The sequence below is a fragment of the Sulfidibacter corallicola genome, assembly GCF_017498545.1.
GTDB lineage: Bacteria > Acidobacteriota > Holophagae > Acanthopleuribacterales > Acanthopleuribacteraceae > Sulfidibacter > Sulfidibacter corallicola.
Window position 1 is genome coordinate 6,550,928 of the sequence record NZ_CP071793.1, and the last position, 23,459, is coordinate 6,574,386.

Sequence of the window (23,459 nt, forward strand, 5' to 3'; positions counted from 1 at the left end):
GGAGACCCTTTTTTCATTCTGGATGAATCAACCAATCGTGAAGCCAAAAGGAGTAGATGATGAGCACCATGCTTTTCCTGGGGGAGCAAAACGGCCGACAGGTCGCCTCCAATGGTGAGGAACCTGTGGAAACCGATTTGCCGACGGTCGAAATCCTTCAGGGGTTGGGCGCTGCCCTCAAATCATGTGAGCACGGGCCTGAAGGATCTGGAAATACGGAACATTGTGGAGAGATGAATCCTTCCGATTGAACGAGGCGACCCATCTGGCACAGGGCGTGGCGCCCAATGAAAAACAGGGGGCAATCGAGCATTGCCCGATTCACCGAGGCATCGCGATTCAAGAGGGGCACGAACGACCCCGCGACCGACGAATCCCGGAATGCGACATGTGACAACCAGGACTCCACGGGCGAGGCCGTGTTTTCTCGACCCTTCTCTCCGTTGGAACGGGGTCAATCCGTCGGTGGATAGAGGCCGGCCAAAGCGATGCAGAAATTTAGGACCAGGGCCGGTTGGCGATTGTCGTAGGGCTGCCCATCGCCGACCTCGGTCACTGCCGTTGGTGCCAACTGCGTGACGGTGCCTTCGTTGCGCAGGTAGATCTTGGCCTTGTCGGGCTCGGCCCAAACCGCGTCGGCCGGATCGTTGGTGCTGGGTCTCGCTTTCGACGCCCGCATGCGGTGGCTGTGCGCCGGCATGTTCTCGATCGTGACCGATTGCTCCGCGACGCCTCCGCGATGGCCGTCCGCTGCCATGCTGTCGGCACCCGCCGCGAAGCGGCCCCGAAAGTCCGGCAGTGCGAAGGTATTCACCCCGTCGCCGCCGTAACGATTGCCCAACAGAGAAAAAAGAGCGGTATTTTGTTGGACCAGATAGAGTTGCCCGTCGCACTCGGCCCAGCCGAGCGGTGGAAAGTGGAAACTGAACAGGCGAATTTCCGAGAGAAAGGGTTCCGACATCCTACAACTCCTCCGCCCGCTCCAGGGGCATGGTGCTCACACAGATGATGAAGTTGGTCGTCAAATAGGGCGCCATGTTGTCCAGGGGTTTGCCGTTCCCGGTTTTGCCGACCGCATCGGTGCTCATGTTCGCGGTCGGCGGGTTCGGGGCGTACACCGGCGTTTTGCTCTGGGCCGGAACTTCGGTGCGACGGGCATTGGCCGCCGCGCTGGTACCTTGGAGGCGGTGGCTGTGGGGTGGGAGGTTGTCGCGCGAGAGCGTCACCGTCGGGCTCCCGCCGCGTTCGCCCAGGGGACGATCGCTCAAATTCGGGCCCTGACCCTGGTGAACCGGTACCCGCCCGCGGAAATCGGGTAGGGCGAAATTGATTTGGCCATCTCCACCATAAGTGGTTCCAATCAGCGAAAAGAGTTCGGGAAACTGTTGAGTGGAAAGGAGTTGGCCTCTGCAAAACCGCCATCCCTCCGGCTCTTTGGCACCGGCGAACATTTTGATGGTGCCCAGATCGGCTTGGTTCGCGTTCATGCCTGGCCTCCTCCCCGGTGTCTACCCGGGTAAACGCCCTGTAGCGCGATGACGAAATTGACCACCAGGTAGGGCTGCATGTTGTTGAAGGGCTTGGCCGATCCCACGTTGCCCAGCCCGTCATCCTGAAAGTCGACCAGCTCTTCGGCCGGACCGTAGAGCGCGGGCCTGGGCTTGGCCGACAGCGCCCCGGTGGGGTTGTTGGTGTTGCCGGTCTTGGCCCCGATGGTCACCGTGTGGCTGTGGGCCGGAAGCTGGCCCTCATGCAATACCACGGTTTCCTGGCCGATCGTTTTTTGACGGCCCAAGGTGATATCGCGGTGAATCGGGGTTCTTCCGCGCAGGTCGGGCAGCCCAAAGCTGGTTTGCCCGTTCCCCCCATAGGTCGTCCCGATCAAGCTGAACAGCGCCTGGTTCATGGCGATCGGCAATACCTGACCATCGCATTTCGCCCAGCCGCTGGGAGCGAAACCGTACCCGGTCATCTTGATTTCGCCGAGAAAAGGTTCGGACAACGGAGGCCTCCTTCAAAAATCCCAGACACTTCGGGAACACGCGCACAGAGGTCCGCACGGTTTCCGGACGGAGTGCCGATGGGGAAACTTCCGAATATTCGAATGTGAATTCGCTTTCGGAAAAAATGTGGGGTTTAATGATTTCTCGTAAAAACCATTTTACAAGTGAGGGTAGATCAGCACAATGGTGCAGTCGCCAATATTTTCAAGAAAACCACCATTGTTTAATGAGACTTTGCCGTTGTGTGGCGATTTGTCGAATCCTGTGGAATTGAGGTTCTTTTAGGTTCGCCCAATCCGGGATATCGCGCTGAAACCATGGTGACCTCTCACTGGGCAAGCTGGAAAGAGAAGCCGATCCGTTCGGCTCGATCGAACCGGTGGCCTTTGATTTCCGATCGCGACTTCGGGTTCAGACTTTCATGCTCTTGCCCGGGCCCAGCCGATGGCCGGTGGGCCCCAGGGTGGCCACATTCGCATCTTGCCCGCGTTCACCGATGGACAACACGTCCATGGGACAGACCTGAATACAGATTCCGCACTGGATGCAGGCCGAGTTGCCGTTGTGGAAGGTTTCGCGGCGTTGGGCGAATCGCTGGACGTCGATGCCCATCTGGCAGTAGCGGGTGCATTCCCCGCAGCCGATGCACTTGCTGTTGGCCTTGATCGCGATTTTGGAGAACCAACGACTCAACAGTTCCATGTAGGCGCGCAGCGGACAGAAGAAGCGGCACCAGACGCGGTTACCCAGGTAGGGGTACAGGGCCACGCCGACGACCGCGGCCAGCCAGAAGTCGACCATCAGGCCGTACCACTGTTGGGCGAAGGCCTTGGTTTCGTAGAGTGCGTTGCTTTGAATGAACTGCCAGGCGTCGTTGAGGATCAGCAAGGTGACCGGCACGGCCATGAACAGGATGATGCGGCCCAACCATTCGGCCTGGTAGGAGGTATTGCCGCGGGGAGCCAGGTGGCGCCATCGATCGCCGAGGGTTTCGGCCAGGCCGCCGCATCCGCACATGTAGCTGCAGAAGCGCTCGCCGTGGTGGCGGATGTAGAGGGGCAAGATGACGAAGGCCACGAGCGCGCCGGCCAGGATCCACAACACCGCGGTCGTCAGATCGCCGCCGGCCCAACTGGGCGCGTCGATCAGGCTCCAGATCGACAGGGGCCAGGGGACCGTGAGCGCGTAGATCTTCCAAGGTCGTTCGATGATCAGGGGCGCCAGCAGCTCGGGAATGCCGAAAAGGAACACGAGCTGAAACACGATCAGGGAAACGTAGCGCTTCTTTTGAACCGGGCTCGGATATTTGCGGTAGGCTTGGATCCCGAAGACCAGGATGAACAGCGAGTAGACCACGGTGCCCCAAAAACCCGCATCCACCTGACGGAAACCCAGGTCTACCTGCAACATGCCCGGCACGAAACCCAGAAGGTGGTCGGGCCCGAACGGGAAAAAGTCCTTCTTGCTCTTCAGCACATAAAACATGTAGGTCATCAGGGCGAACGAAATGACCCAGGTCCAGCGCAGGAAATCGAATTCGCCCGCCATGCGCAGGCCGATCTTGCGCAGGAATCCGAGCGGCAGGCGGGTACCGATGAACACGAGCACGTCGTCGTTGGGCAGGTCCAGGCGCGACCCGCCGCTGCTCAGCACCACCTTGTCCCGAGTGATTTCCAGCGGCGTGGTACCGTATTCGGCGCGAAGGGCGCCCGCTTCGATCATGGCTTCGATCTTTTCGCGGTTGGCGGCCTTGGCTCGCGAGAATTGGTCCTTGCGGTAGCTGATCACCACCTCGGCCCCGGATTCCGCGCAGGCCATCGCGGCCTCGACCGCCGAATCTCCGCCGCCGACCACCAGCACCTTGCGACCTCGGTGATCGTCCGGATCGCGCAGGCTGTAGCGGACCTTGTCCAGATCCTCGCCGGGAATGCCGAGTTTGTTGACCGAACCACGGCGGCCGATGGCCAGGATCACGCGCCGGGCGCGATAGGCGTTTTCGGCGCCCTGGGCTGCGGTCGTATCGGTCAAATGGGTTTCGCAATCCAATCCGCCGTGTCCGATGCGGGTGTGGATCGTAAAGAGGTCTCCCTCTTTTTGAATGTCCAGCACTTCTTCCGGTTGGTGGATCTTCAGCGCGTGGTCGTCCAGGGCTTTGTCCCAGCGGTCGACCAGTTCCTCTTTCTGTGCGTCCTCGAACCAGAAATTGGCGCGGTTTTCCACTTCGCGCGGTTCGGAAAAAATCAACTTCGCTTTCGGAAAATTCTGGATGGTGGAAAAGGGTCTTTCCTTTTCCAAAATCAGGTAGCGTTTGCCGGCATCCTCCAAGGCGAGTCCCGCGCCGATGCCCGCCGGGCCCGCGCCGATGACGGCGACGTCCAGGACATCTTCGTCGCCGCTTGCCTCGGGTAGGTCTTCGACCACCCTTTTGGCCACGTCGTAGCCCTGATTGAGCGCGACCTTGATGATCGGCGCGTCGGCGAGATCGCCGACCACGTAGAGCCCGCGAACGTTCGATTGATGGTTGCCGGCCAATTTCGGAAGGTCGCGAACCCCCAGCTTGGAGGAGAACTCGAAGTGAATTTTCAAGATATCGGGACGGCCCATGAAACGCTCCTTTGATTCATTGGCCAGTCCGGGGCGGTCTTGGGGATGAGCCGAACGAGCCGATATCCGACAAGCCGCAATTCGACCGGACGGCGGGTAGGGGACACCGTCGGCGGTCGCGTGGGGTTGTCGATGTTTAGGACATCCTCATTTACAGCAACGGCTCATTTATTCATTCCATGAAAAAAGAAGCAAATCGCGATCGGGAAGGGGGAATCAGGCCTCGCCCGTCTGAAAAAAGCTGGTGGTTTCGGGGTTGATGCCGATGTTGGCCAGCACGGCTTCCCACCGTCGCGTGTAGGGCATTTTCAGCACCAGGTCGATATCGACCGGCGTCAGCCACCAGGCGCCCTCCTTGATTTCGTTGCTCAGTTGACCGGGCCCCCACCCGGCGTAGCCGCAGCCGAGATGGTAGGTGGTGGGGCCGTGACCTTCGGCCAGGGCGTTGAGCACTTCCAAAATGGAACTCATGTGGATGCGAAAATCCATTTCTGTCGTGGATTTGCCTACGAAATCGGGACTGTGCACCGCCCACAGGAATTCCGGTTGTACCGGTCCGCCCACGAGAATCGGCGTGTTCACGTCCGAGCGCAACACGTGTTGATCCGCGATGATGTCCTTGACCTTGACGGGGGAGGGGCGGTTGATCACCACACCGAACGCGCTTTCCTGGGTGTAGTCGCACAGCAATACCACGGTCTTCTGGAAATAGGGATCGCGGAGATTGGGCATCGCCACCAACAAACTGGGGGTTTGGATTTCCTGAATCATGGCAGACTCCCTCGAGCAGGTGCGCGAAACCCGCCGAAACTGTGAGGCACTTTATTGCGGTGACGTCTTGGTCTCATTCTATACCGGCTCTCTGGTGAATGCCAACGGGACCAGGGTGTTGTCCCTGCAATCGGCTTGGCGTCAACGGGACGACTCGGTGAATGCCGTTTCGGCGCATTTCGAAGGGAAGCTGATCGGGGTTTGACCTTCATGATGACTCGGTACCCGAAGGCGAGGAGGTCGCTTCGGGGTTCAGGTGTTTTTCCGGGACGTGGGCCTGTAGCAAGTCCTCTATTTCTTGAAGGCGTGATTCAGGGATTTTCCATACAATCGTATCGGGCAAGATCAGTCCGCGCTGGGTGTGAAGACGTAGCCGGTTCCCGCGCCATTCCCAATCTTTGACGTGGGCCCAGGGAACCCGGAACAGCGCGTTGGAAATGCCGCCTTCGCGGAATTTGAGGGGACTGAGGATTTCGACGAGAGCCAGGACCGAGACGCAGATGAACAAGATGAGGATCGGGATGTGTTCGGTTCGAAAAGGCTGCGCGATGGCGAGCCAAAAAGTGTACAGGCCGGCGATGAGGTAATTCACCAAGGTATAGCGAACTTGGCACCGGAGCTGACCCGCATGGCGGATGTAGCGCCACTTGAAAAACAGTTCGAGCAGCGTCAGCAGAATCATAAAGGCAGTAAATCCATTCACCGCCCATGTTGCCTGGTGCATAGAGTTGATCCTTTGGGAATTGCACCATTCTAACAGGGCCGCCTCTCGGCCGCACCTGCTTTGTTTTAAATCCGGACGGTGGAGGTGGTTCTTCAACCCGGGTCGATGTTGGCTTCGATTTTTTACCACCGAGTCGCCGCCCAGGCCGGGGGCCCGGGTTTCAGGTGGGTAACTAATCGAAGCGAATCGTTTGGGAGTTCCCGCATTTGTGAGAGGGGCGTCGTTGCAGTAAGTTGGCCCGCCGGGCCGACATTTTTCGACGAACTCCCTGCACATCCGCCTTTTTAGGTTTTTATCTTTATCTTCGAGCTTTACAGGGTTTGTTACATAATACAGAGGTCACAGAGAACGCGGAGAATGAACGAGTGGGGGTACCCGATGGGCGGCCGCCTTCGGTGCGAGTGAGTGCCTATCCAGAATCGGAAGGGTTGCAACTCCCAAGGCGGTTTGGCTGGATGGGCACGAGTCCGCCTGGTCCCCCCTAGGCCTGAAATGAAGATGTTTTTTTAAGCCACTTGTAAAAAACGGTTTGTGTTGATGCGTTTTCTTTTTGAAAGTCACCGGTTGCCGGGAGACTGGCATAGGGGTTTCAAGACCGTCAGAAAGGCGAGAAACACGAAAAAGTCCATTGGATACCCGTTCCTTCCGTTCTTCATGGTCTCTGTTAACTCAATGGTTTTAAATAACTTATGCATTAAATGCCTTGCTTCTACGGAGGGATCCCCTCCGAGAAAACACCCGCTCGATCGACCAACCCCACCTCCACCCACCGGTTTGCGCCTTATGGCCGTCACGTTTAGTGATAAACTTGCCGAAAAGATTCCAAACGGGCGTTCCCCCCTGGCTTTGCCGGCCTTGTACGCGGACTCCGGAACTTTGTCAAAGCCGCGACCTCCTCGCTTGCGGCTCGTTCGAGGTCATCGTCGATGATGTCCCTAACCACGCCTCTCATGCTTTGGGTGCTCCTGCTGTTCCAGGAACCAACGATCGCACCACGCCTGGGCCCCGCCGAGCTGGACCAATTGTTGGCGCTCGGCAAGGAAGCCTATCTCGCCGGCAACTACCGCGAAACCGTGGACATCCTCGAACCGGCCGTGGCCGCCGATCACGGGCTCGCCATGCTGCTCTCGGCCGATGCCTGGTACGCCCTTCAGACCCCGGAGGCCTTCAAGAAATCGCGGTTCCTCTACGAGCGCTGCATCTACGAGGACGATAGCATCCCCTTTGCCGATCACAGTTATGTGCGGCTGGCGCGTATCTACATTCAAGAGAGTGAGTTGGCTGCTTCGGAGAATCGCAATTACGACGCCGTGGCCTATCGCGAGGAGGCGCTGTTCTACCTGAGCCGCATGCTCCACAAGTTTCCCGAATCGTATTTCCGCGACGAGGTGCTGGCCGAAATCTTCGATCTCGCCACCGAGGGTCGCGATTTCGATCAGGTCTCCAAGACCGCCGAGCGGATTTGGGCCGAATCGGTCGACGAACACCTGCTGACCAGGGCCGAGCCGATCATGTTCATTCGGCAGGATCCCTTTCCCGACGATCCCGCCGCGCTCGCGGCCACCTTCGATCGCCACGCCGACTTCATTCGGGGCTTTCCCGAATTGCTGTTCGCCTACGCCGCGCGCTTCGAGGAACTGGGCGACCTGGCCCGCTCGGCGGAACTCTATCTGGACATCATCAACCTCTGGCCGAATCGGGAGGACAGCGCCCAGTCGTTGCTGGCCCTGGCCGATCTCAACCGCAGGCTGGGTCACTACGAAAGTGCGGCCTTCCTCTACGGCCTGGTGATGCTGGATCATCCCCACGGGGAAGCGGGCAGCCAGGCGATTCTCGAGGTCGCCGAAATGATGGCGCGCGGCCAGGTGCGTGAGTTCGAGGTCGATTCGCGGCCCTACACCTACGCCGAGCTGGTCGATACCATTCGCCACTCGCGCCTGGACCCGGTCGTCCGGGCCCGCTACAACTTCCAGGTCGCCCTGCTGGAAGCCGGTTTCGGCAACGTGGAAACGGCGCTCATCATCCTGCGCAACCTGGTCGCCGATTACGACCGCGGCCCCTATGCCGGCCTGTACCGGACCTTTTACGAGCAACTGCTGTACACGACCATCGATTCGCGCTTCGATGCGGGCGACGATTGGGCGCTGGACCGCATTTACACCCAGCATCGCCAAACCCTGGCGTTCACGACCGAGGTCCGCTACCCGCGCAAGGTGGCCGAGGCCTACCTGAGGTTGGATCTGCCCAGTTCCGCCCTCCAGGTCTACGAAAACATGTGGAACTTCAAACAATCGATCACCGGTTTCGAGTTGGCCTTCGAGGAACCCCTGACCGACTACCTGATGCTGTTGAACCAGATGCGTCGCGATGAAAAACTCTCGTTTCGGTTGACCGAATACGCGGGTCTCTATGGGCCGAGCGACCGGTTCCATCCCCAGTACCTCTTCGTGAAGACGATGTACGAAAGCCGCAGTATGGAGCCCGAGGCGTTCCTGGACCAGGTGGAGGAGAACCCGATTCCGGTGCGTAACATCTACGAGGCTAGGAGGGTGCGCCGCGCCGCGGTGATGGCTCAGGAAGCGGAACGCCCCGAATTGGCCGAGTCGCTGTACCAAACCGCGGCCAAGTGGCCGGAACTCGAGACCGCGCTGCCCGTTTTGTGGCGCGAGGGGCGGCTGTTCGAAGCGGACCGCCTGTTTTCGCTGGGCAATTACAACGATTCGCGCAACGCCTACGAAGCCATTTTGGCCGACATGCGTTACGATGGTGCCGATCGCGATTGGGCCTACCTGCAGATCGCCCGGCTGTTCGAGTTGGACGGTTCCATCAAGCAGAGTTTGCGGATCTACGGGCAGATCGTGTATTCCGAAGACAAGGATTCGGTCCCCTACACACTCTTTGCCGAACGCCGTCTCAAGTCGTTGGCCGCCGCCAAGGTGCTCGAAGCCAAAGAGGAGGAACTGTTTGGTGGCACCTTCTGAATTCGATCCGATGCCTGAAAAGACCAAAATCGACCTGACGGAAGAGATGTCCGAAGGGAAGCGGTCCGGACTCGGTGACGATGCCGGTTCCGGCGAGCAGGATCAGGATGCCGAGCTCCTCCTGAAGGCCTTCCAGTCGTTCAGCGAAGCCTCGGTACAACTGGAGCGCTCCTACCAGGAACTCCAGGCCCACACTCGTGAGTTGGACCTGGAACTCAAGGAAACCAACGAAAAGCTGAAGCGGTCGCTCATCGACCAGGAGGCCACCAGCCTGCACCTGCGCGGCATCCTCGGCGCACTTCAGGTGGGCATTCTCGTGATCGACCTGGACGGGACCCTGGTGGAAATCAATCCCTCGGCCGCCAAACTGCTCCAGGTGGACGGCAAGAGCGGTGTGCATTACGCGCGCCTGGATCTCCCGGAGCCCGTCAACGATTTCGTCTACCATTGCCTGGACAGCACCATGCCGCGCCGCCCCCGCCAGGAAGTGTCGATTCCGGGAGAAGACGGCCAAATCGATTTGGAGCTGACTTTTCGGTTGGTGCGACCGGAGGGCGGCGGCATCATGTCCGTACTGATCCTGATCGAGGACAAAACCCTGCTCAATCGCCTGCAGAGCCAGTCGAAGCGTACGGCGCGGCTGGCCGCGATGGGAGAAATGGCCGCCGAGTTGGCTCACGAGATTCGCAATCCCCTGGGCTCGATCAAGCTGTTCTCCGGATTGCTGGAATCCGATTTGGAGGCCATGCCCGACCAGGCCAAGCTGGCCTACCAGATATCTCACGGCGTCACGGTTCTGGAGAATATCGTCTCCAACATCCTGGCCTATTCGGCCAACGTCACGCCCAAACTCGAGTCGATCGACCTGGCGGTGCTGATCGACGAGAGCCTGTCCCTATTCGAATTGGAGCGGGACCGCAAGGAAATCCAGCTCGAGGTCACGCCGCCCCAAAAACCCGCGCGCATCATGGGCGATCCCCACTTGCTCAAGCAGGTGGTGCTCAACCTTTGTAACAATGCCATCAAGGCCATGAAAAAGGGGGGGCGCCTGGAGATCCACATCAAGCGACGCGAGGAATACGCGGATCTGGTGATCACCGATTCGGGGCACGGCATTCCCGCCGGCGAACTGCACAAGATCTTCGATCCCTTTTTCACGACGTTCCGCGGTGGCACGGGGTTGGGCCTCTCGGTGGTGAACCAGATCGTCGAGAAACACCGCGGCGCGATCGACGTGAAATCCGTGGTCGGTGAGGGCACGTCGGTGTACGTGTCCCTGCCGCGGATTACCTGACCGGTGTTGGGTCGATTTCCAGACGATCGAGGGCTGGGCATTTGGCGACGATGTTGAAATTTTTGAAAGTGGCGATAGGGTAATAAAGGGAGGTGGCGTTCATGACTTTTCGACCGGAAGCATATCGAATCCTGGTTGTCGACGACGATTCAGGTATGCGCCTGGCCATGGCCGAGACCCTGAAACGCAAGCGTTATCAGGTGGATCAGGCCGAGGACGGGGAAACCGGCCTGTCGATGGTCGCCAAGCACAGTTACCAGGCCCTGATCACCGACCTACGCATGCCGGGCATGACCGGCTTGGAGTTGCTGAGCGAAGTGAAAAAGGTCTCACCGGCCACGGAAGTCCTGTTGGTGACCGCCTACGGAACCATTCCCACGGCGGTCGAGGCGATGAAATACGGGGCCTACGACTTCATTCAAAAACCGTTCAGTGCCAAGGACCTGGAGAAAATCGTCTACAACGCGCTGGTCAAGAACATGCCGGAAAACGCCTACAAGGCCCGCGATGAAGGCGAAGATCGCTATCGCATCGTGACCCGTTCCGAAAAGATGCTGCAACTGCTGGAAATGGCCAAGCGTGCCGCGAAAAGCAACGCGACCGTGTTGATTCAGGCCGAGAGTGGGACCGGCAAGGAACTGCTCGCCCGCTTCATTTGTCGCCATAGCGAGCGCGGCAAGAAGCCGGTCATCGCCATCAACTGTGCCGCGCTTCCCGACAACCTGCTCGAGAGCGAGTTGTTCGGCTACGAGAAGGGTAGCTTCACCGGCGCGCTGCACGCCAAGCCTGGGAAGTTCGAGTTGGCCGACGGCGGCACCATCCTGCTGGACGAAATCGGCGAGATGCCGCTGAGCCTTCAGGCCAAGCTGCTGCGGGTGCTCCAGGAGCAGGAAGTCGACCGCATCGGTGGCAAGCAGCCGATTCACGTGGATGTGCGGGTGATCGCGATGACCAACCGCGATTTGAAGAAGCGCATCGAAGAGGGTAACTTCCGCGAAGATTTGTACTACCGATTGAACGTGATCCCCATGGAAATCGCCAGTCTGCGCGAGCGCAAGGAGGACCTCGACGAACTGGTGGGGTTCTTCATGAAGAAGTTCGGGCGTACGGAGGCGCGGCTTTCGGTGGCGGCCCGCAACATCCTGATGCGCTACCACTGGCCGGGCAACGTACGCGAGTTGGAGAACATGATTCAACGGGCCCTGATTCTCAGCCCCAACGACGTGTTGGAGATCGGCGACCTCTTTCAATTTCAGGGTGACGACGTGCCGCGGGTCGAGACGTCCGCACCCGCGGTCGACGGGGGAGAGGCTTCCGGAGACGGTTCGGAGCGCGGCGGGTACCGAATCCATGCGGGCATGTCGGTCGCGGAGGCCGAGCGCATCCTGATCGAGCTGACGTTGGGAGAGACGCAGAACAACAAGACCCACGCGGCCAAAATGCTGGGCATTTCGTTGCGAACCCTGCGCAACAAACTCAACGAGTATGCCGCTTCGGGCAATCCCGTCAATATCAGCAAGGGGTGAGCGGATCGGTGAGGCGATTAGCCATGAAGGAGAACCTTCAAGCGATCTTCGCGGCCGCACATTCGGAGGGGCTGGACGCGAGCCTAAAAAGTGTTCCATCCCGATCAGCGGTGGCTGCGAATTTTCACTATGGAGTCGCCCCAGGCCGAGGGCCGGATTGCCAGTGATCGGAATGCCGATGGTCCGGCACACCGGCCACCGGGTTTTCGGGTCAGAAACTAATCGAAGTGGATCTCTTGGGAGTTCCCGCATTTGTGAAAGGGCCGTCGTCGCAGTAGGTTGGGCCGCTGGCCCGACTTTTTGACGAAATTTCCGGCCATTGTATCAACTCGGGATTTTTTCCCTACATTAGAACTTTACATAGTTTAGTTTGTTACATAAGAGCCGCGAACCAGCGGGCAAACCAGTTCGATTTCGAGAAAGAAACACTAAATATGGTTTCTGGCGAAGGGCCATGGGTCATTCATCCGAAAAATTAAGCATGAACCCATGAACATCGGAAAGCAGGAAAGGACCGGAATTGGTATACATCATGGTCCTGTTTTTCCTGGTTTCGTTCATTCCTGGCTTCCTGATCAAGATTTGACGATAGCAAGACCCAGCTCAGGTAGAAAACACCACTTTGGTTCAAGAGAGCCGCAAACCAGCGGGCAAACCAGCTCGATTTCGAGAAAGAAACAACGCGAAGCGAGCCAGCATCGTGGCCCCGGCTGCCTGAGAGGGGCGTCGTGCAGGGCGGTAAGGCAGGGCCGGTATGGCACGGCCGGTAAGGCAGGGCCGGTATGGCAGGGCCGGTATGGCCAGGTAGGTGCGACCGCTGGTCGCACATTCCGAAGCTCCTGTTTTTATTGGAGCTTCGCTCTTTGGCGTTCTGAATTTTCGCAACTCTGATCACTTCAAAGTGTCGGCCGGGCCGGCCAACCTACAGCCGCGCCGACCCTCAAAGCATGCGGGAACTCCTCGCATGGATCACTTCGAAATGTTCATCAGGCGGGCTTACCGCCCCTGATGCCCTACCTGGTATGACGAATCTCTCCGCATTCGGGGACTCCGAGCAGGTTGGTTTCAAGAGAGCTTGCAGAGGACGGGGAGGAATACGGAGTGCCTGCCAGATGAACCTTCCCTGATTTCGTGTCGATCTGCGTGATTCGTGGACAAACTCTTTTTTGCCAAAGGCGAGCCAGAAAAGGATGGTTCGGAAAAACCTTGGTCCGCAGGAGGGAATGCGTGGACACTTTTCGGGCTCGCCTCCGGCTAGCGGCCGATTGCCGATATCCCGGCCAGGAATTTCCGTTGTGGCGTGTTGTGATCGCCCCATAATTGGAAACCCGCCAAAACCGGTCGATCCGCCACGATATTCACCTGGCCGCCCGTCACATCGGCGCCGGGGAACAGGTCACGCACCAACCGCGTGGCTTTTTGGCCCGGATTCAAGGTTCCCAGATCGGCACGTGCGACGACCTGCCCGGAAGCGTCGAGCAATCGGGCTTCCGCCGCCACGGGCGCTTCGTCCGTATTGACCGCGACGATGCCGGTCCAATGGCGCGCATCACTGCGCACGTAGGGATAGATCAGCCGGGCGGCCGATGCGGTATTGCCCTGAAGGCCCGCGAACACTTCGTTGCCACTGGAAGTGGGCGCGCCGAAGAGCTCGTACCCGATCAGCGGCTGATCCGAGCGCACCCGAAGCCAGGCGGTTTCGGCCGAGATCCGCGGGTTGCCGGACTGGATGGTGTCGGCGTCGAACAGCAGGGTTTCCTTGCCGCTTGGCGCAACGCTCAGGGTCTGGCTTGAGATGAGATTGCCGGCCGCATCGAAGGCCTCTTCGGTCACGTTGGCCGTTGCCGCGCCCGTGTTGATGTAGACCAGCCCGGTCCAGAACTGGCTGGTGTCGGTGGCCACGTGCAACAGGCGCAGTTCCTGGCCGCTGCGGTCGTCGAGTCCCAGGGCGGCGCTTTCCCTGCGGCCCGGCAGCCGCGAAAAGCGTTCCATGGCCACCAGCGGTTGGTCGCTGTCGAGGCGTGCCCAGAATACCTGGTCCAAGTCACCGTCGAACAGCCGGTTCAGGTCGTTGGCCGACCTCGTGAATTCGGGGCCAAGGCCGTTCGGCGTCGCGGTTTGATTGGAGGGAAAGGCCTGAAGCGTGCCCGTGCCGCCATCGGCGCCCGGATTGACGGCAACCAGTTCGGTGCTGAACTGAGCCGTGTCCCGAGCCACGTGGGGCAGAAACGGCGAGGTGGAGGCGTTCGGTGCCAAGTAGGCCGAGCGGGTGTCCGTGTCGTTCAGTTCCGCGAACGCGATCAGCTCGGTATCGCTTTCGATGCGGATCCAACGCACCGCACTGGGGAGGTCGGGGAACAGCTCGGCGACGTCCCGCAACGTGCTTTGGTTGGCGGCCAGTTCGGTCACGACGGCACTGGTTCCCAGCCACCCGCCGGCGGCGGTAAAGCCGTCGATGCGCACGGCGGTTGTGCCGTCCGCGGGATTCACCAGTCCGACGCGAGTCGTCGCGTCGCGGCCCTCGTGGATTTCGGGGAGCACCGCCGCGAAGGCCAGCGTCGACGACGCGCCCTTGGGCATCGGGTCCAGCAACGAACGATAGAACAGGCCGTTGCCGTGGCTGCCCAGGTATAGCAACCGTTTCTCGGGATCGATGATCAGATCCCCCACCAGCACCGCTTCGGGCAGGCCGTCCTGCAGCGAAAACCAGGAGTAGCCGCTGTCGAGACTCACGAACACGCCCAGGTCGTTGCCGATGTAGAGGTGGTCCGGGTGTTGGGGATCGATGGTGATCGCGGTGGTCGGCACGTCGGGCAAGCGGCCCCGATCCACGCTCTCCCAGGTGGTGCCGCCGTCGCGGGTGCGGTAGAGATGGTCGCTGCCGTAGCCGGAAAGGACGGCATAGACGGTTTGATCGTCGTTGGGGTCGATGGCCAGGTCGGGTACGTAGCGATCCGGCAGGTTACCCGTGATGTCGATCCAACTCTGGCCGCCGTTGACGGTCTTGAACAGGCGCAGGCGCTCCTTGTTGGGCGCGGTGGCCACGTAGACCAGATTCTCGTCGTGCGGAGAAATCTCCATGGCCAGCAGCGGATCGGCGCCCAGGGGAAGGCCGTCGTTCGTGGCGGTCCAGTTGCGGCCCAGGTTGTCGCTGCGCCACACCACGTCGCGCCCGGCGTAAATGACGTCGGGGTTGCTGGCCGCACCGCGCACCGGCGCGTTCATCGACGAATGGGACGAAGGATCCAATTCGTAGCAGTCGGGTTGGGCGCTGGAACAGTTCGGCGGGCTGGTCACCGTGCCGCCGATACCTTCCGCATTGATGAACCACAGGAAAGGCCCGCTCGCCATGAAGGTGTCGGGCGTGCGGGGATCGATGACCACGTAGCCGGCTTCGTGGCCGTAATACTGTTGGAACAGATACGGCGTATCGCCGTCGAAATCGAGGCGCAGGCTGCCGTTGATATCCTGGGCGGTGCCCATGACCGGGTTGGGTGCGTGGGGCGAAACCGCCATGCCGTTGAAAAACTGGAGGCTGTGATAGCCCAGGTTGGCCGTTTCCCAGCTCTCGCCGCCGTCTTGGCTGGTGGCGATGCCCTGGTCGGCAGCCAGGAACATCAGGCTCGGGTCATGGGGCGAGGCGACCAGGGCGTGGAAGTCCGCCATGGCGTTGAACAGGGCGACGCCAAAGTCGATTTGGGTGCCGCTGTCGTAGGAGACGTGAAGGCTGACGCCACCCAGGATGAGGTGGGTCGGATCGGCGGGATCCACGAACACGAAATGCGAATACCAGCCCTGATGCAGCGAGTAGTCCCGGTCGTTTACCTGCGTCCAAGTACGTCCGCCGTCGGTGGATCGACAGAGCCAGGTGGCGTTGTCCGGTGGGGTGAATCCTTGCTCGTCCTCGTTTCTGGCGAAGACCGTATGACCGTTCCCGATGCTGGCGTACACCAGATCGGGTTGCGTCTTGGAGGCGTGTAGGATGGCCTTGCCACCGAAGGTTTCGGGCAGTCCCCCCGTGATTTTGGTCCAGGTGGCCCCGTCGTCTTCACTGAGATAGAGACCGTGACCGGGTGAGGCGAACCCCCCGCAGGCGGCCAGGACGCGACCTGGATGGTTGGGGAACAGGACCAGGCTGGTCGCCATGGGCACGGAGTGGACCTGATCCCAGGAAGTGCCTCCATCGTCGCTGCGATAGATGCCGTCGGTCGTGGCCGCCCAAACGATGCGTGCGTCGCGTGGATCGTAGGTGAGGGCCTGGACGCCACTGTCCTGACGGGTGCGCCAGTCGAGGCTCATCGACCAGGATTGACCGCCGTCTTCGCTGATGAGGATGCCGATGCCGTAACTGCCGCGTGTTTCCCGGCGCGCGTAGCCGGGGAAGGTCTCTTCGAAGCCGTAGACCTCGCCCGTGCCGATCATCATCTGGTCGGGGTTGTCGGGATTGATCGCGATGGCGGCGACGCCCTGGACGGGGAAGCCGGTAGGGACCCGCGACCATCGAGGGGTGCTGGTGGCGCTATCGGTGCGCCACAGGCCGCCGCTCGCCGAGCCGGCGAACAGCGTGTCGGGTCGCGTTGGATGGAACGCCAATGCGAGGGTGCGTCCGCTGAGGCCGGCGGGCACGGATTGCCAGGGATCAGCATCCTTGTGCAGGGTCGTCGCTTTCCGGAAATCGTTCCGGACCTTGTCGAACGCGTGGGTGAAGCCGCGTTTCGGCAGGGCTTCGTGGGGATAGGCACGCTGTTTGTGCCAGGAAATGAGACCGTTGTAGGAGCCTGGCGTCTTTGGTTTGCCGGGCTTGGTGGTTTCTGTCACTCGAGATGCTGGTGGGGGAGACAGAACCCAAAGAGAAAGGGAAAAACCAGTGAGCAATACGAGAAGCGTTGTTACCCAAAGGATGCGGCGTGGGGAGCGATACATGGACGTCACCTGTCGGTTCATAAGTTTCAAATGCCATTCTCGGACGATTGCAGCGGTGGTGCCAACCCCCCAATTGTCCACGAAATGCTTGAACGGGCTTACTTTTTGTCCACTAAAATCACGAAAAAACACGAAAAACGAACCTTGTGGGTTGGGAGACCTCCGCGTTCATCCTGTGCGGGTTCGTGTTTCCGAAGGATAAGGACGGAGTCGAGGATCCGGGAAAGCATGTCCAACCGCACCGCATGCATCGCATCTCGGATGCCTCGTTGGCGCATCCTGGGGAATTTTGAAATGCGTTTCTGCGGGGTGCGAATCTCAATTCCGCTGCAATGAGCGTCCGATCCCGAAGGGTCGGTTTCTCCCAGCGGTGGATCGCAATCGATCTTTTTTTGTCCGCGAATCACACGGACTGACACGAATAAATAGGACCCATGGGTGTCACCTGACAGGAATAGGACCCATGGGTGTCACCTGACAGGTGTTCTGGGGGAGTCCGGGCTTAAAATAATAGATATTCATTGCTTATGCTGATGTAATTGCCATTTTGAATCATCTGGGCCTGTGTTCAGTTCCCTGAAAAACAACGCAATAGGTTTCGAATGGAATGACTATGTCTGTATTCGTGTGGATTTGAGTGATTCGTGGACAAGTCATCATATGCCGCGCGTGACGCGTCCGATTCGTGTATCCCGTTGGCCGATACAAATCGTTACAAACTGGTACCGAAAGCCCACTGACCGCCAAGCGGGCATTTCTCATAATGAACTCCGGGGAGGCCAATCGGAGATCTTGGCGGACACCGCAAAGCTCATGAACGATTGTGTCGACCCGTGAGAATCGTGGCCAAGGAACCAGAGTCGCGGATCACGCATGGCTGCGGAGGAAGCAACCCGGCCTCGTCGGTGCTCTTTCGTGTTTTTTCGTGTATTTAGTGGACTGGTGGCGAAAGCCCACTGACCGCCAAGCGGGCATTTCTCATAATGAACTCCGGGGAGGCCAATCGGAGATCTTGGCGGACACCGCAAAACTCATGAACGATTGTGTCGACCCGTGAGAATCGTGGCCAAGGAACCAGAGTCGCGGATCAGGCATGGCTGCGGAGGAAGCAACTCGGCCTCGTCGGTGCTTTTTCGTGTCTTTTCGTGTATTTAGTGGACTGGTGCCGAAAGCCCACTGACCGCCAACCGGACAATTCCGATAAGGGACTCCCGGGCAGGCGATCGGAGCCCCCGGCGGGCCAGGCCCCGATGCCCCGTCCGTCCATTTGCTACAATGAACCACTTCCTTCCGAGATGAAATCGGACCCCAAACGTCGAGTTCTCTCGAGTTCGACATGTATTAAGGATGTCATCGATGAGCGAGGCACCCAAACCCTACATCCTGATCGTGGAAGACGACGAAAAGCTGGCGGCCTTGATTCGCGAGTACCTCGAGGCCATGGGTTTCGCGGTCGCCATCGAGAGCCGCGGCGACACGGCGCCCGCCCGCATTTTGGCGGAATCGCCCGATCTCGTGATTCTCGACATCATGTTGCCCGGCCTCGACGGGGTCAACGTCTGCCGCCAAATCCGGCCCAAGTATCACGGCGCCATTCTGATGTTGACGTCGCTCGACGAGGAGGTCGACGAAGTGGTGGGCCTGGAGGTCGGTGCCGACGACTACATGGCCAAGCCGGTGCGGCCTCGCTTGTTGGTCGCCCATATCAACGCGCTGTTGAGACGCGGTGAGCGCGGCCGCGAGACCGAATCACGCACGAATCGGGACAGCCTGTCGGTCGGCAAGCTGGTGCTCAATCCGCAGAGCCGGGAAGTGCGGGTCGATGGCCAACCGCTCGACCTCACCACCGCCGAATTCGAGTTGCTGGCCCTTCTCATGGAAAAGGCCGGCGAAATCGTCAGTCGCGAGTTCATCTACGAAACCCTGCGCGGCATCGAATACGACGGGCTGGATCGTTCGATCGATCTCCGCGTGGCGCGGCTGCGCAAGAAAATCGGCGATACCGGCAAGAGTCCGACCATGATCAAGTCGGTTCGCGGCGTCGGCTACCTATTGGCGGCAGGACATGTTTAAAGTCTTTCTCCGCATTTTTCTCACGACGCTCACTCTCATCCTGGCCACCTTCGTCTTCATCGACCTGTTCGCTTACCTGGTGGTGGGACCACCCCCGATCCTGAAGCACGAGGGTCATTTCGTCCTCGCCGATCTGCTCAGGAGCCAGATGGAAACAACCGATCCCTCGCGTCTGTCGAAGCAGGCGGAAGCGCTTTTCGGTCGCGAGGGCGTGTCCTATCGCATCGTGAATCGCGACGATCCCGATCTTCCCATAGAACTCGGCGAGGAACTGCTCGTTCGCAGCGAGCTCGCCCGCTGGCCCAAGCATTTCGATACCTACCTGTACCTGCCCTTTCACGGCGGTCGTTCGGTCCTGATCGTCGGCCCGGTGCTCACGGATGGAGGGCCGCCCTCGGAAAAGGTTCCGGCCATCTTCATGTTCGTCGTGGTCATCGTCGGGTTTCTGGCAATGGTGTTGTCGCGACCGGCCTGGCAAAATTTGAGGCGCTTCGAAAAGGCCACCCAACGCCTGGCCGAGGGCGACCTGACTGCGCGCGCCGTCAATATCCGCGGCCCTGTCAGCGTGCTGGCCGAGCGCTTCAACGACATGGCCGATGCCCTTCAGGAAATGTTCGAAAGCCAGCGCCACCTTCTGCAGGCCGTCTCCCACGAGCTCCGCACCCCCGTGGCGCGGATCCATTTCGAACTGGAAATGATGGACATCGAAAAGGATGAAGAGAAACGGCATGCACGGGTGGAGGCGATCGTCGAACACCTCCAGGAACTCAACGATCTCTTGGATGAGCTGCTGGTCTTCGTACGGTTGGAGCCGGATACGCCCAACGAGGAACGCCAGGGTTTCCCGATTCAGGCGACGCTCGACAAGCTCTGTGCCGATTTCTCCAGGACGGCTCGGGACAAATCCCTGAATTTGTCCTGCGATGTGGACGGGTCTTTTGAGTTGAAGGCCGACCAACGCCTGTTCGTTCGTGCGGTGGGCAACCTGGTCCAAAACGCCTTGCGCTATGCCGAACACGAGGTTTACCTGAACTGCCGCTTGGAGTCCGAGCGCCTGGTCGTCAGCGTGGAAGACGATGGGCCGGGCATTCCACCCGAATTTCGGGAGAAGGTGTTCCATCCCTTCTCCCGCATCGACGAGAGCCGAAACAAAAAATCGGGCGGTGTCGGCCTCGGATTGGCGATTACGCGGCGGATTCTCACCCGCCATCACGGCGAGATCCACATCGAAGATACAGCGTCGGGACAGGGGATCCGGTTCGTATCCCTGTGGCCCGTGGAGAGCGCCCACTAGCCGGTGCCCATCCAGGAACGAAAAGAGAGCGACTGCCATGTTGGTCTGGCTGGATGGGCACGGACTTGGGGATCAGGTTTCAGCGAGATTCTCGTGCACACGTGATTGGCTGAAACCTGCTGCCTGACTGCGGATACCCGTCTGCACGGGGAGCCCGGCCGATTCCGGGGAATCCTTTCAAATAACCGCCGGTGCCGGATGGACACGCGTTGGTTCGCGACCTCGCCTAGCGGGTTCATGTAAGAGTTTTTTTGTTAACGCTTTTATTTTTAACTGATTGGTTGAAATGTATCGAGCGCCCTCGACCTCGGATACAAACCGATACAATGTGTGACCCAAACCAAACAGAGATCGTGCGAGGTCCTCACCATAATGATAACAGCCGGGGTGAGAAGCGCCTCGGTATCGCGCGAATCGACGCCCACCGCGTCGTGACGGTTGTGGCCGTCGCGTATCCCTCGAAGGAGCGATCCCACCATGAACCTCGCACGTCACAGTCCCATACTCCTGGTGACGACCATGACCTTCCTGTTGGCCGGCTGCGTGACCCATCGCGCCAAAACGGCCCAGATCGGAGAACTCGTCGAAGACGATACCTTCACGGAAAACGGCACCGTCGAAGCCCCCGAGCTTTGGTGGTCCGCGTTCGGACACGACGAGCTCTCCGAACTGGTTTCTCGAAGTCTCGAAGGCAACTTGGACATTCGCCAGGCCTGGGAGCGGTTGAGTCAGGCCCAGGCAAGCTATCTTCGCACCCGCTCGGGCAAGCTTCCCAGTGTGAACCTGACCAACGAGCGGACCTATGTCGACGACCTCTCCAACGACGATCCCACGACGAAATCCTCCTCGATGGGGCTCTCTCTTTCCTATCAAGTGGATCTCTGGGGTCAAATCGCCGCCGATACACGCGCCGATTCGCTGACCTACCAGGCGACACGCAAAGACCTGGAAGCCACGGCCCTGACGCTGACCGGCCAGGTGGGGCTGGCGTGGCTGGATCTGATCGACCAGAGCCAGCGGCTCGCGGTATTGACCGAACAGGTGTCCGTCAATCGCGACTACCTGGAATTGGTCGAGTTACGCTTTGCCCAGGGCCTGGCTTCCGCAACCGAAGTCTATCAGCAGAGCCAGCAATTGGCCGACATCGAGAATCGCATCCCTCAGACGCGAGCCAACATCGAGATCGCCGAACATCAACTGGCCCTGCTGCTCGGGGAGAATCCGCTGAGTTGGTCCTATTCGGGCGATACCCAACTGCCCGACATGCCGGCTCTGCCGCAAACGGGCATACCCGCGGATGTATTGGCCAAACGGCCCGACGTCAAGAATGCCGAGTTGCGCCTCTTCTCAGCGGACGAACGCCTGCGCTCCGCCAAACTCGACCGCTATCCCCGCCTCGATCTGACCGGCTCCGTCGCCAGCGGTGACCGCGACCTGACTCCGTCGCTCGATGCCTGGGTCCTGAATCTCGCCGGGAACCTGATCCAGCCGCTGTTCGACGGTGGTGCGCGCAAGGCGGAAGTCGCGCGGAACCGCGCGGCGGTGGAAGAGCTGTTCTACGCTTGGAAGAAAACGGTCTATGTGGCGATCGCCGAGGTGGAGGATGCCCTGGTTCAGGAGCACGCCTTGCTCGAAAGCCTCGCAGGGACGCGCAAACGCGTCACCCTGGCCGAGCGCACGCTGGACAGCGCCCACAAGAACTACGTCAACGGCGTCGTCGATTACCTGACCGTCCTGACGAGCCTCCAGACCCTGCAAAACCTTCAATTGGAAGAAGTTCAGGCGCAACGGGCAGCTCTGGCCAATCGCATCGAGCTGTACCTCTCACTCGGCGGTCACTGGACCGAAGATCTCGAAAAACCATTCGCCGTCGCGCAGGGGAAATGATCCGGACCCACGACTCCACCAGGGATCGACTCGCCGCTCCCCAGGGGGTTTGCCCGAAGCCTTGTGGCGTTCCGGCTGGGCCTTAGACCTGTCACACATGATCCATTCAAAAGATTCCAAGAGGCGCACCATGAAGAAGTTTGTGTCATTTTTCATCTGTTTCCTTCTCCTCACGGGCGGCATGCTCGCGATGGCCCTGATGATCGTCAACACCCCGGAGCCCTCGAAGGCGCCCGCCACCCAAAACGTTCCGGAGGTGGAGGTTCAGACCGCCCTGCCGGCCGCCCACCAGATCGTGGTGACCGCCCATGGAACCGTGATTCCGGCCCGGGAGATCAGCCTGCGCGGCCAGGTCGGCGGCGAGATCGTCAGCCAGAACGAGAACCTGATCGAAGGCGGCAAGGTGCAGGCGGGTGATGAGTTGCTCCGCATCGACCCGACCGATTACCGGCTGGCCGTCACCCAGCAGCGAGAGGTCGTAGCCAATGCCCAATACCAGTTGGCGCTGGAAGAGGGACGCCAGACCGTGGCCGCCGAAGAGTGGAGCCTGTTCGAGAACCGCATTCCGGCCACCGAGAGCGGCAAGGACTTGGCGCTTCGCAAACCTCATCTGGCCAATGCTCGGGCGTCCCTGGAGGCCGCCGAGAGTCGGCTCGACAAGGCCGAACTGGACCTCACCCGCACCGTGGTGCGCGCGCCGTTCAACGCCGTCGTGCTTTCCGAACAGGTCGACATCGGCCAAGTGGTGAACGCCAACGGCGAGTTGGCCGTGTTGGTGGATACCGACTACTTCTATGTCAAGGCTTCGATTCCCTATACCCAGTTGTCCTGGCTGCGTTTGCCCGACGCCGACGGCCTGGGCGGCTCGCCGGCGGTCGTGCGCATGTCGGGATCCGAGGGGTCCTGGTCGGGCCGGCTGGTTCAGCTTCTGTCCGACGTGGAGGAAGCCGGGCGCATGGTGCGCATTCTCGTTCAGGTGGACAACCCGCTTCGCATCGGTTCCGATGACAAGCCGACCGGATTGCCGTTGCTGTTGCGCTCCTACGTGGAAGTGGAACTGGCGGGCAAGGAGTTGGACCAGGTCTATCCGGTCACCTACGACAGTTTGCGCGACAACGACGCCGAGGCCGCCGGCAGTAGTGATCACTCGGCCACGCTTTGGCTTCTGGCCGATGACGACACCCTGGAATACCGCCAGGTGACCATCGCCCACAAGACCAAGACCCATGTCTACGTGTCCGACGGTCTGCAGCCCGGCGAACGGGTCGTCACCAGTCATCTCGGGGTTCCCCTGGAAGGCATGAAGCTCAAACTCGCGGACGAAGGGCCGACCGGCGCCTTGACCGCGGCGATCCCATCGCGCGAACGCGCGCAATAAG

16 protein-coding genes are annotated in these 23,459 nt (G+C 60.0%); 9 read left to right on the forward strand and 7 right to left on the reverse strand.

Features of this window, described 5'->3' with window-relative positions; translation table 11 throughout:
• Positions 1-59: 59 nt before the first annotated feature.
• A complete protein-coding gene (locus J3U87_RS20380; RefSeq protein WP_237377620.1) occupies positions 60-251 on the forward strand; it encodes a hypothetical protein in 192 nt (63 codons plus the stop codon).
• Positions 252-454: 203 nt separating this feature from the next.
• Here the strand turns inward: J3U87_RS20380 and J3U87_RS20385 are convergent, their stop codons facing one another.
• The 5 genes from J3U87_RS20385 to J3U87_RS20405 all read right to left on the reverse strand — a co-directional run bounded on the left by J3U87_RS20385 (position 455) and on the right by J3U87_RS20405 (position 5,378).
• Positions 455-961 (reverse strand): phage tail protein, encoded by a 507-nt coding sequence (locus J3U87_RS20385; RefSeq protein ID WP_237377621.1) that lies wholly within the window; start codon positions 959-961, stop codon positions 455-457.
• Position 962: 1 nt separating this feature from the next.
• On the reverse strand, positions 963-1,487 hold the full coding sequence (locus tag J3U87_RS20390) for a phage tail protein (protein ID WP_237377622.1): 525 nt from the start codon (positions 1,485-1,487) through the stop codon (positions 963-965).
• Positions 1,484-2,002: a phage tail protein gene (locus J3U87_RS20395; protein ID WP_237377623.1), complete on the reverse strand. Its 519-nt coding sequence runs from the start codon at positions 2,000-2,002 to the stop codon at positions 1,484-1,486. Before J3U87_RS20395 ends, J3U87_RS20390 begins: the two co-directional genes overlap by 4 nt.
• A gap of 412 nt (positions 2,003-2,414) precedes the next feature.
• Positions 2,415-4,607 carry an NAD(P)-binding domain-containing protein gene (locus tag J3U87_RS20400; protein ID WP_237377624.1) on the reverse strand — a complete coding sequence of 731 codons (2,193 nt, stop codon included), beginning with the start codon at positions 4,605-4,607 and terminating at the stop codon, positions 2,415-2,417.
• A gap of 216 nt (positions 4,608-4,823) precedes the next feature.
• Positions 4,824-5,378, reverse strand: coding sequence for a YqgE/AlgH family protein (locus tag J3U87_RS20405; RefSeq protein WP_237377625.1), 555 nt, complete (start codon positions 5,376-5,378; stop codon positions 4,824-4,826).
• On the opposite strand from J3U87_RS20405, the gene J3U87_RS20410 reads away from it, so the two are divergent.
• Positions 5,377-5,583: a hypothetical protein gene (locus J3U87_RS20410; RefSeq protein ID WP_237377626.1), complete on the forward strand. Its 207-nt coding sequence runs from the start codon at positions 5,377-5,379 to the stop codon at positions 5,581-5,583. The two genes, J3U87_RS20405 and J3U87_RS20410, sit on opposite strands and share 2 nt — an antisense overlap.
• A gap of 3 nt (positions 5,584-5,586) precedes the next feature.
• On the opposite strand, the gene J3U87_RS20415 is transcribed toward J3U87_RS20410, so the two are convergent.
• Positions 5,587-6,060: a hypothetical protein gene (locus tag J3U87_RS20415; protein WP_237377627.1), complete on the reverse strand. Its 474-nt coding sequence runs from the start codon at positions 6,058-6,060 to the stop codon at positions 5,587-5,589.
• A 968-nt stretch (positions 6,061-7,028) separates the two neighbouring features.
• Between J3U87_RS20415 and J3U87_RS20420 the strand changes: the two genes are divergently transcribed.
• The 3 genes from J3U87_RS20420 (at position 7,029) to J3U87_RS20430 (ending at position 11,903) form a co-directional block, all read left to right on the forward strand.
• On the forward strand, positions 7,029-9,083 hold the full coding sequence (locus tag J3U87_RS20420; RefSeq protein ID WP_237377628.1) for a tetratricopeptide repeat protein: 2,055 nt from the start codon (positions 7,029-7,031) through the stop codon (positions 9,081-9,083).
• Positions 9,070-10,377 (forward strand): sensor histidine kinase, encoded by a 1,308-nt coding sequence (locus J3U87_RS20425; protein ID WP_237377629.1) that lies wholly within the window; start codon positions 9,070-9,072, stop codon positions 10,375-10,377. The genes J3U87_RS20420 and J3U87_RS20425 overlap by 14 nt, the downstream gene beginning before the upstream one ends.
• Positions 10,378-10,478: 101 nt before the next feature.
• Positions 10,479-11,903 carry a sigma-54-dependent transcriptional regulator gene (locus J3U87_RS20430; RefSeq protein ID WP_237377630.1) on the forward strand — a complete coding sequence of 475 codons (1,425 nt, stop codon included), beginning with the start codon at positions 10,479-10,481 and terminating at the stop codon, positions 11,901-11,903.
• 1,254 nt (positions 11,904-13,157) lie between these two features.
• Here the strand turns inward: J3U87_RS20430 and J3U87_RS20435 are convergent.
• Positions 13,158-16,721: a hypothetical protein gene (locus J3U87_RS20435; protein ID WP_237377631.1), complete on the reverse strand. Its 3,564-nt coding sequence runs from the start codon at positions 16,719-16,721 to the stop codon at positions 13,158-13,160.
• A gap of 1,452 nt (positions 16,722-18,173) precedes the next feature.
• On the opposite strand from J3U87_RS20435, the gene J3U87_RS20440 reads away from it, so the two are divergent.
• From J3U87_RS20440 to J3U87_RS20455, 4 genes are all read left to right on the forward strand, one after another.
• On the forward strand, positions 18,174-18,899 hold the full coding sequence (locus tag J3U87_RS20440; protein ID WP_420038216.1) for a response regulator: 726 nt from the start codon (positions 18,174-18,176) through the stop codon (positions 18,897-18,899).
• Positions 18,892-20,193 carry an ATP-binding protein gene (locus J3U87_RS20445; RefSeq protein WP_237377633.1) on the forward strand — a complete coding sequence of 434 codons (1,302 nt, stop codon included), beginning with the start codon at positions 18,892-18,894 and terminating at the stop codon, positions 20,191-20,193. Before J3U87_RS20440 ends, J3U87_RS20445 begins: the two co-directional genes overlap by 8 nt.
• A gap of 477 nt (positions 20,194-20,670) precedes the next feature.
• Entirely contained in the window at positions 20,671-22,080 is a 1,410-nt protein-coding gene (locus J3U87_RS20450; protein WP_237377634.1) for a TolC family protein, read from the forward strand.
• Between the two features lie 130 nt (positions 22,081-22,210).
• A complete protein-coding gene (locus tag J3U87_RS20455) occupies positions 22,211-23,458 on the forward strand; it encodes an efflux RND transporter periplasmic adaptor subunit (RefSeq protein ID WP_237377635.1) in 1,248 nt (415 codons plus the stop codon).
• Position 23,459: the final 1 nt, after the last annotated feature.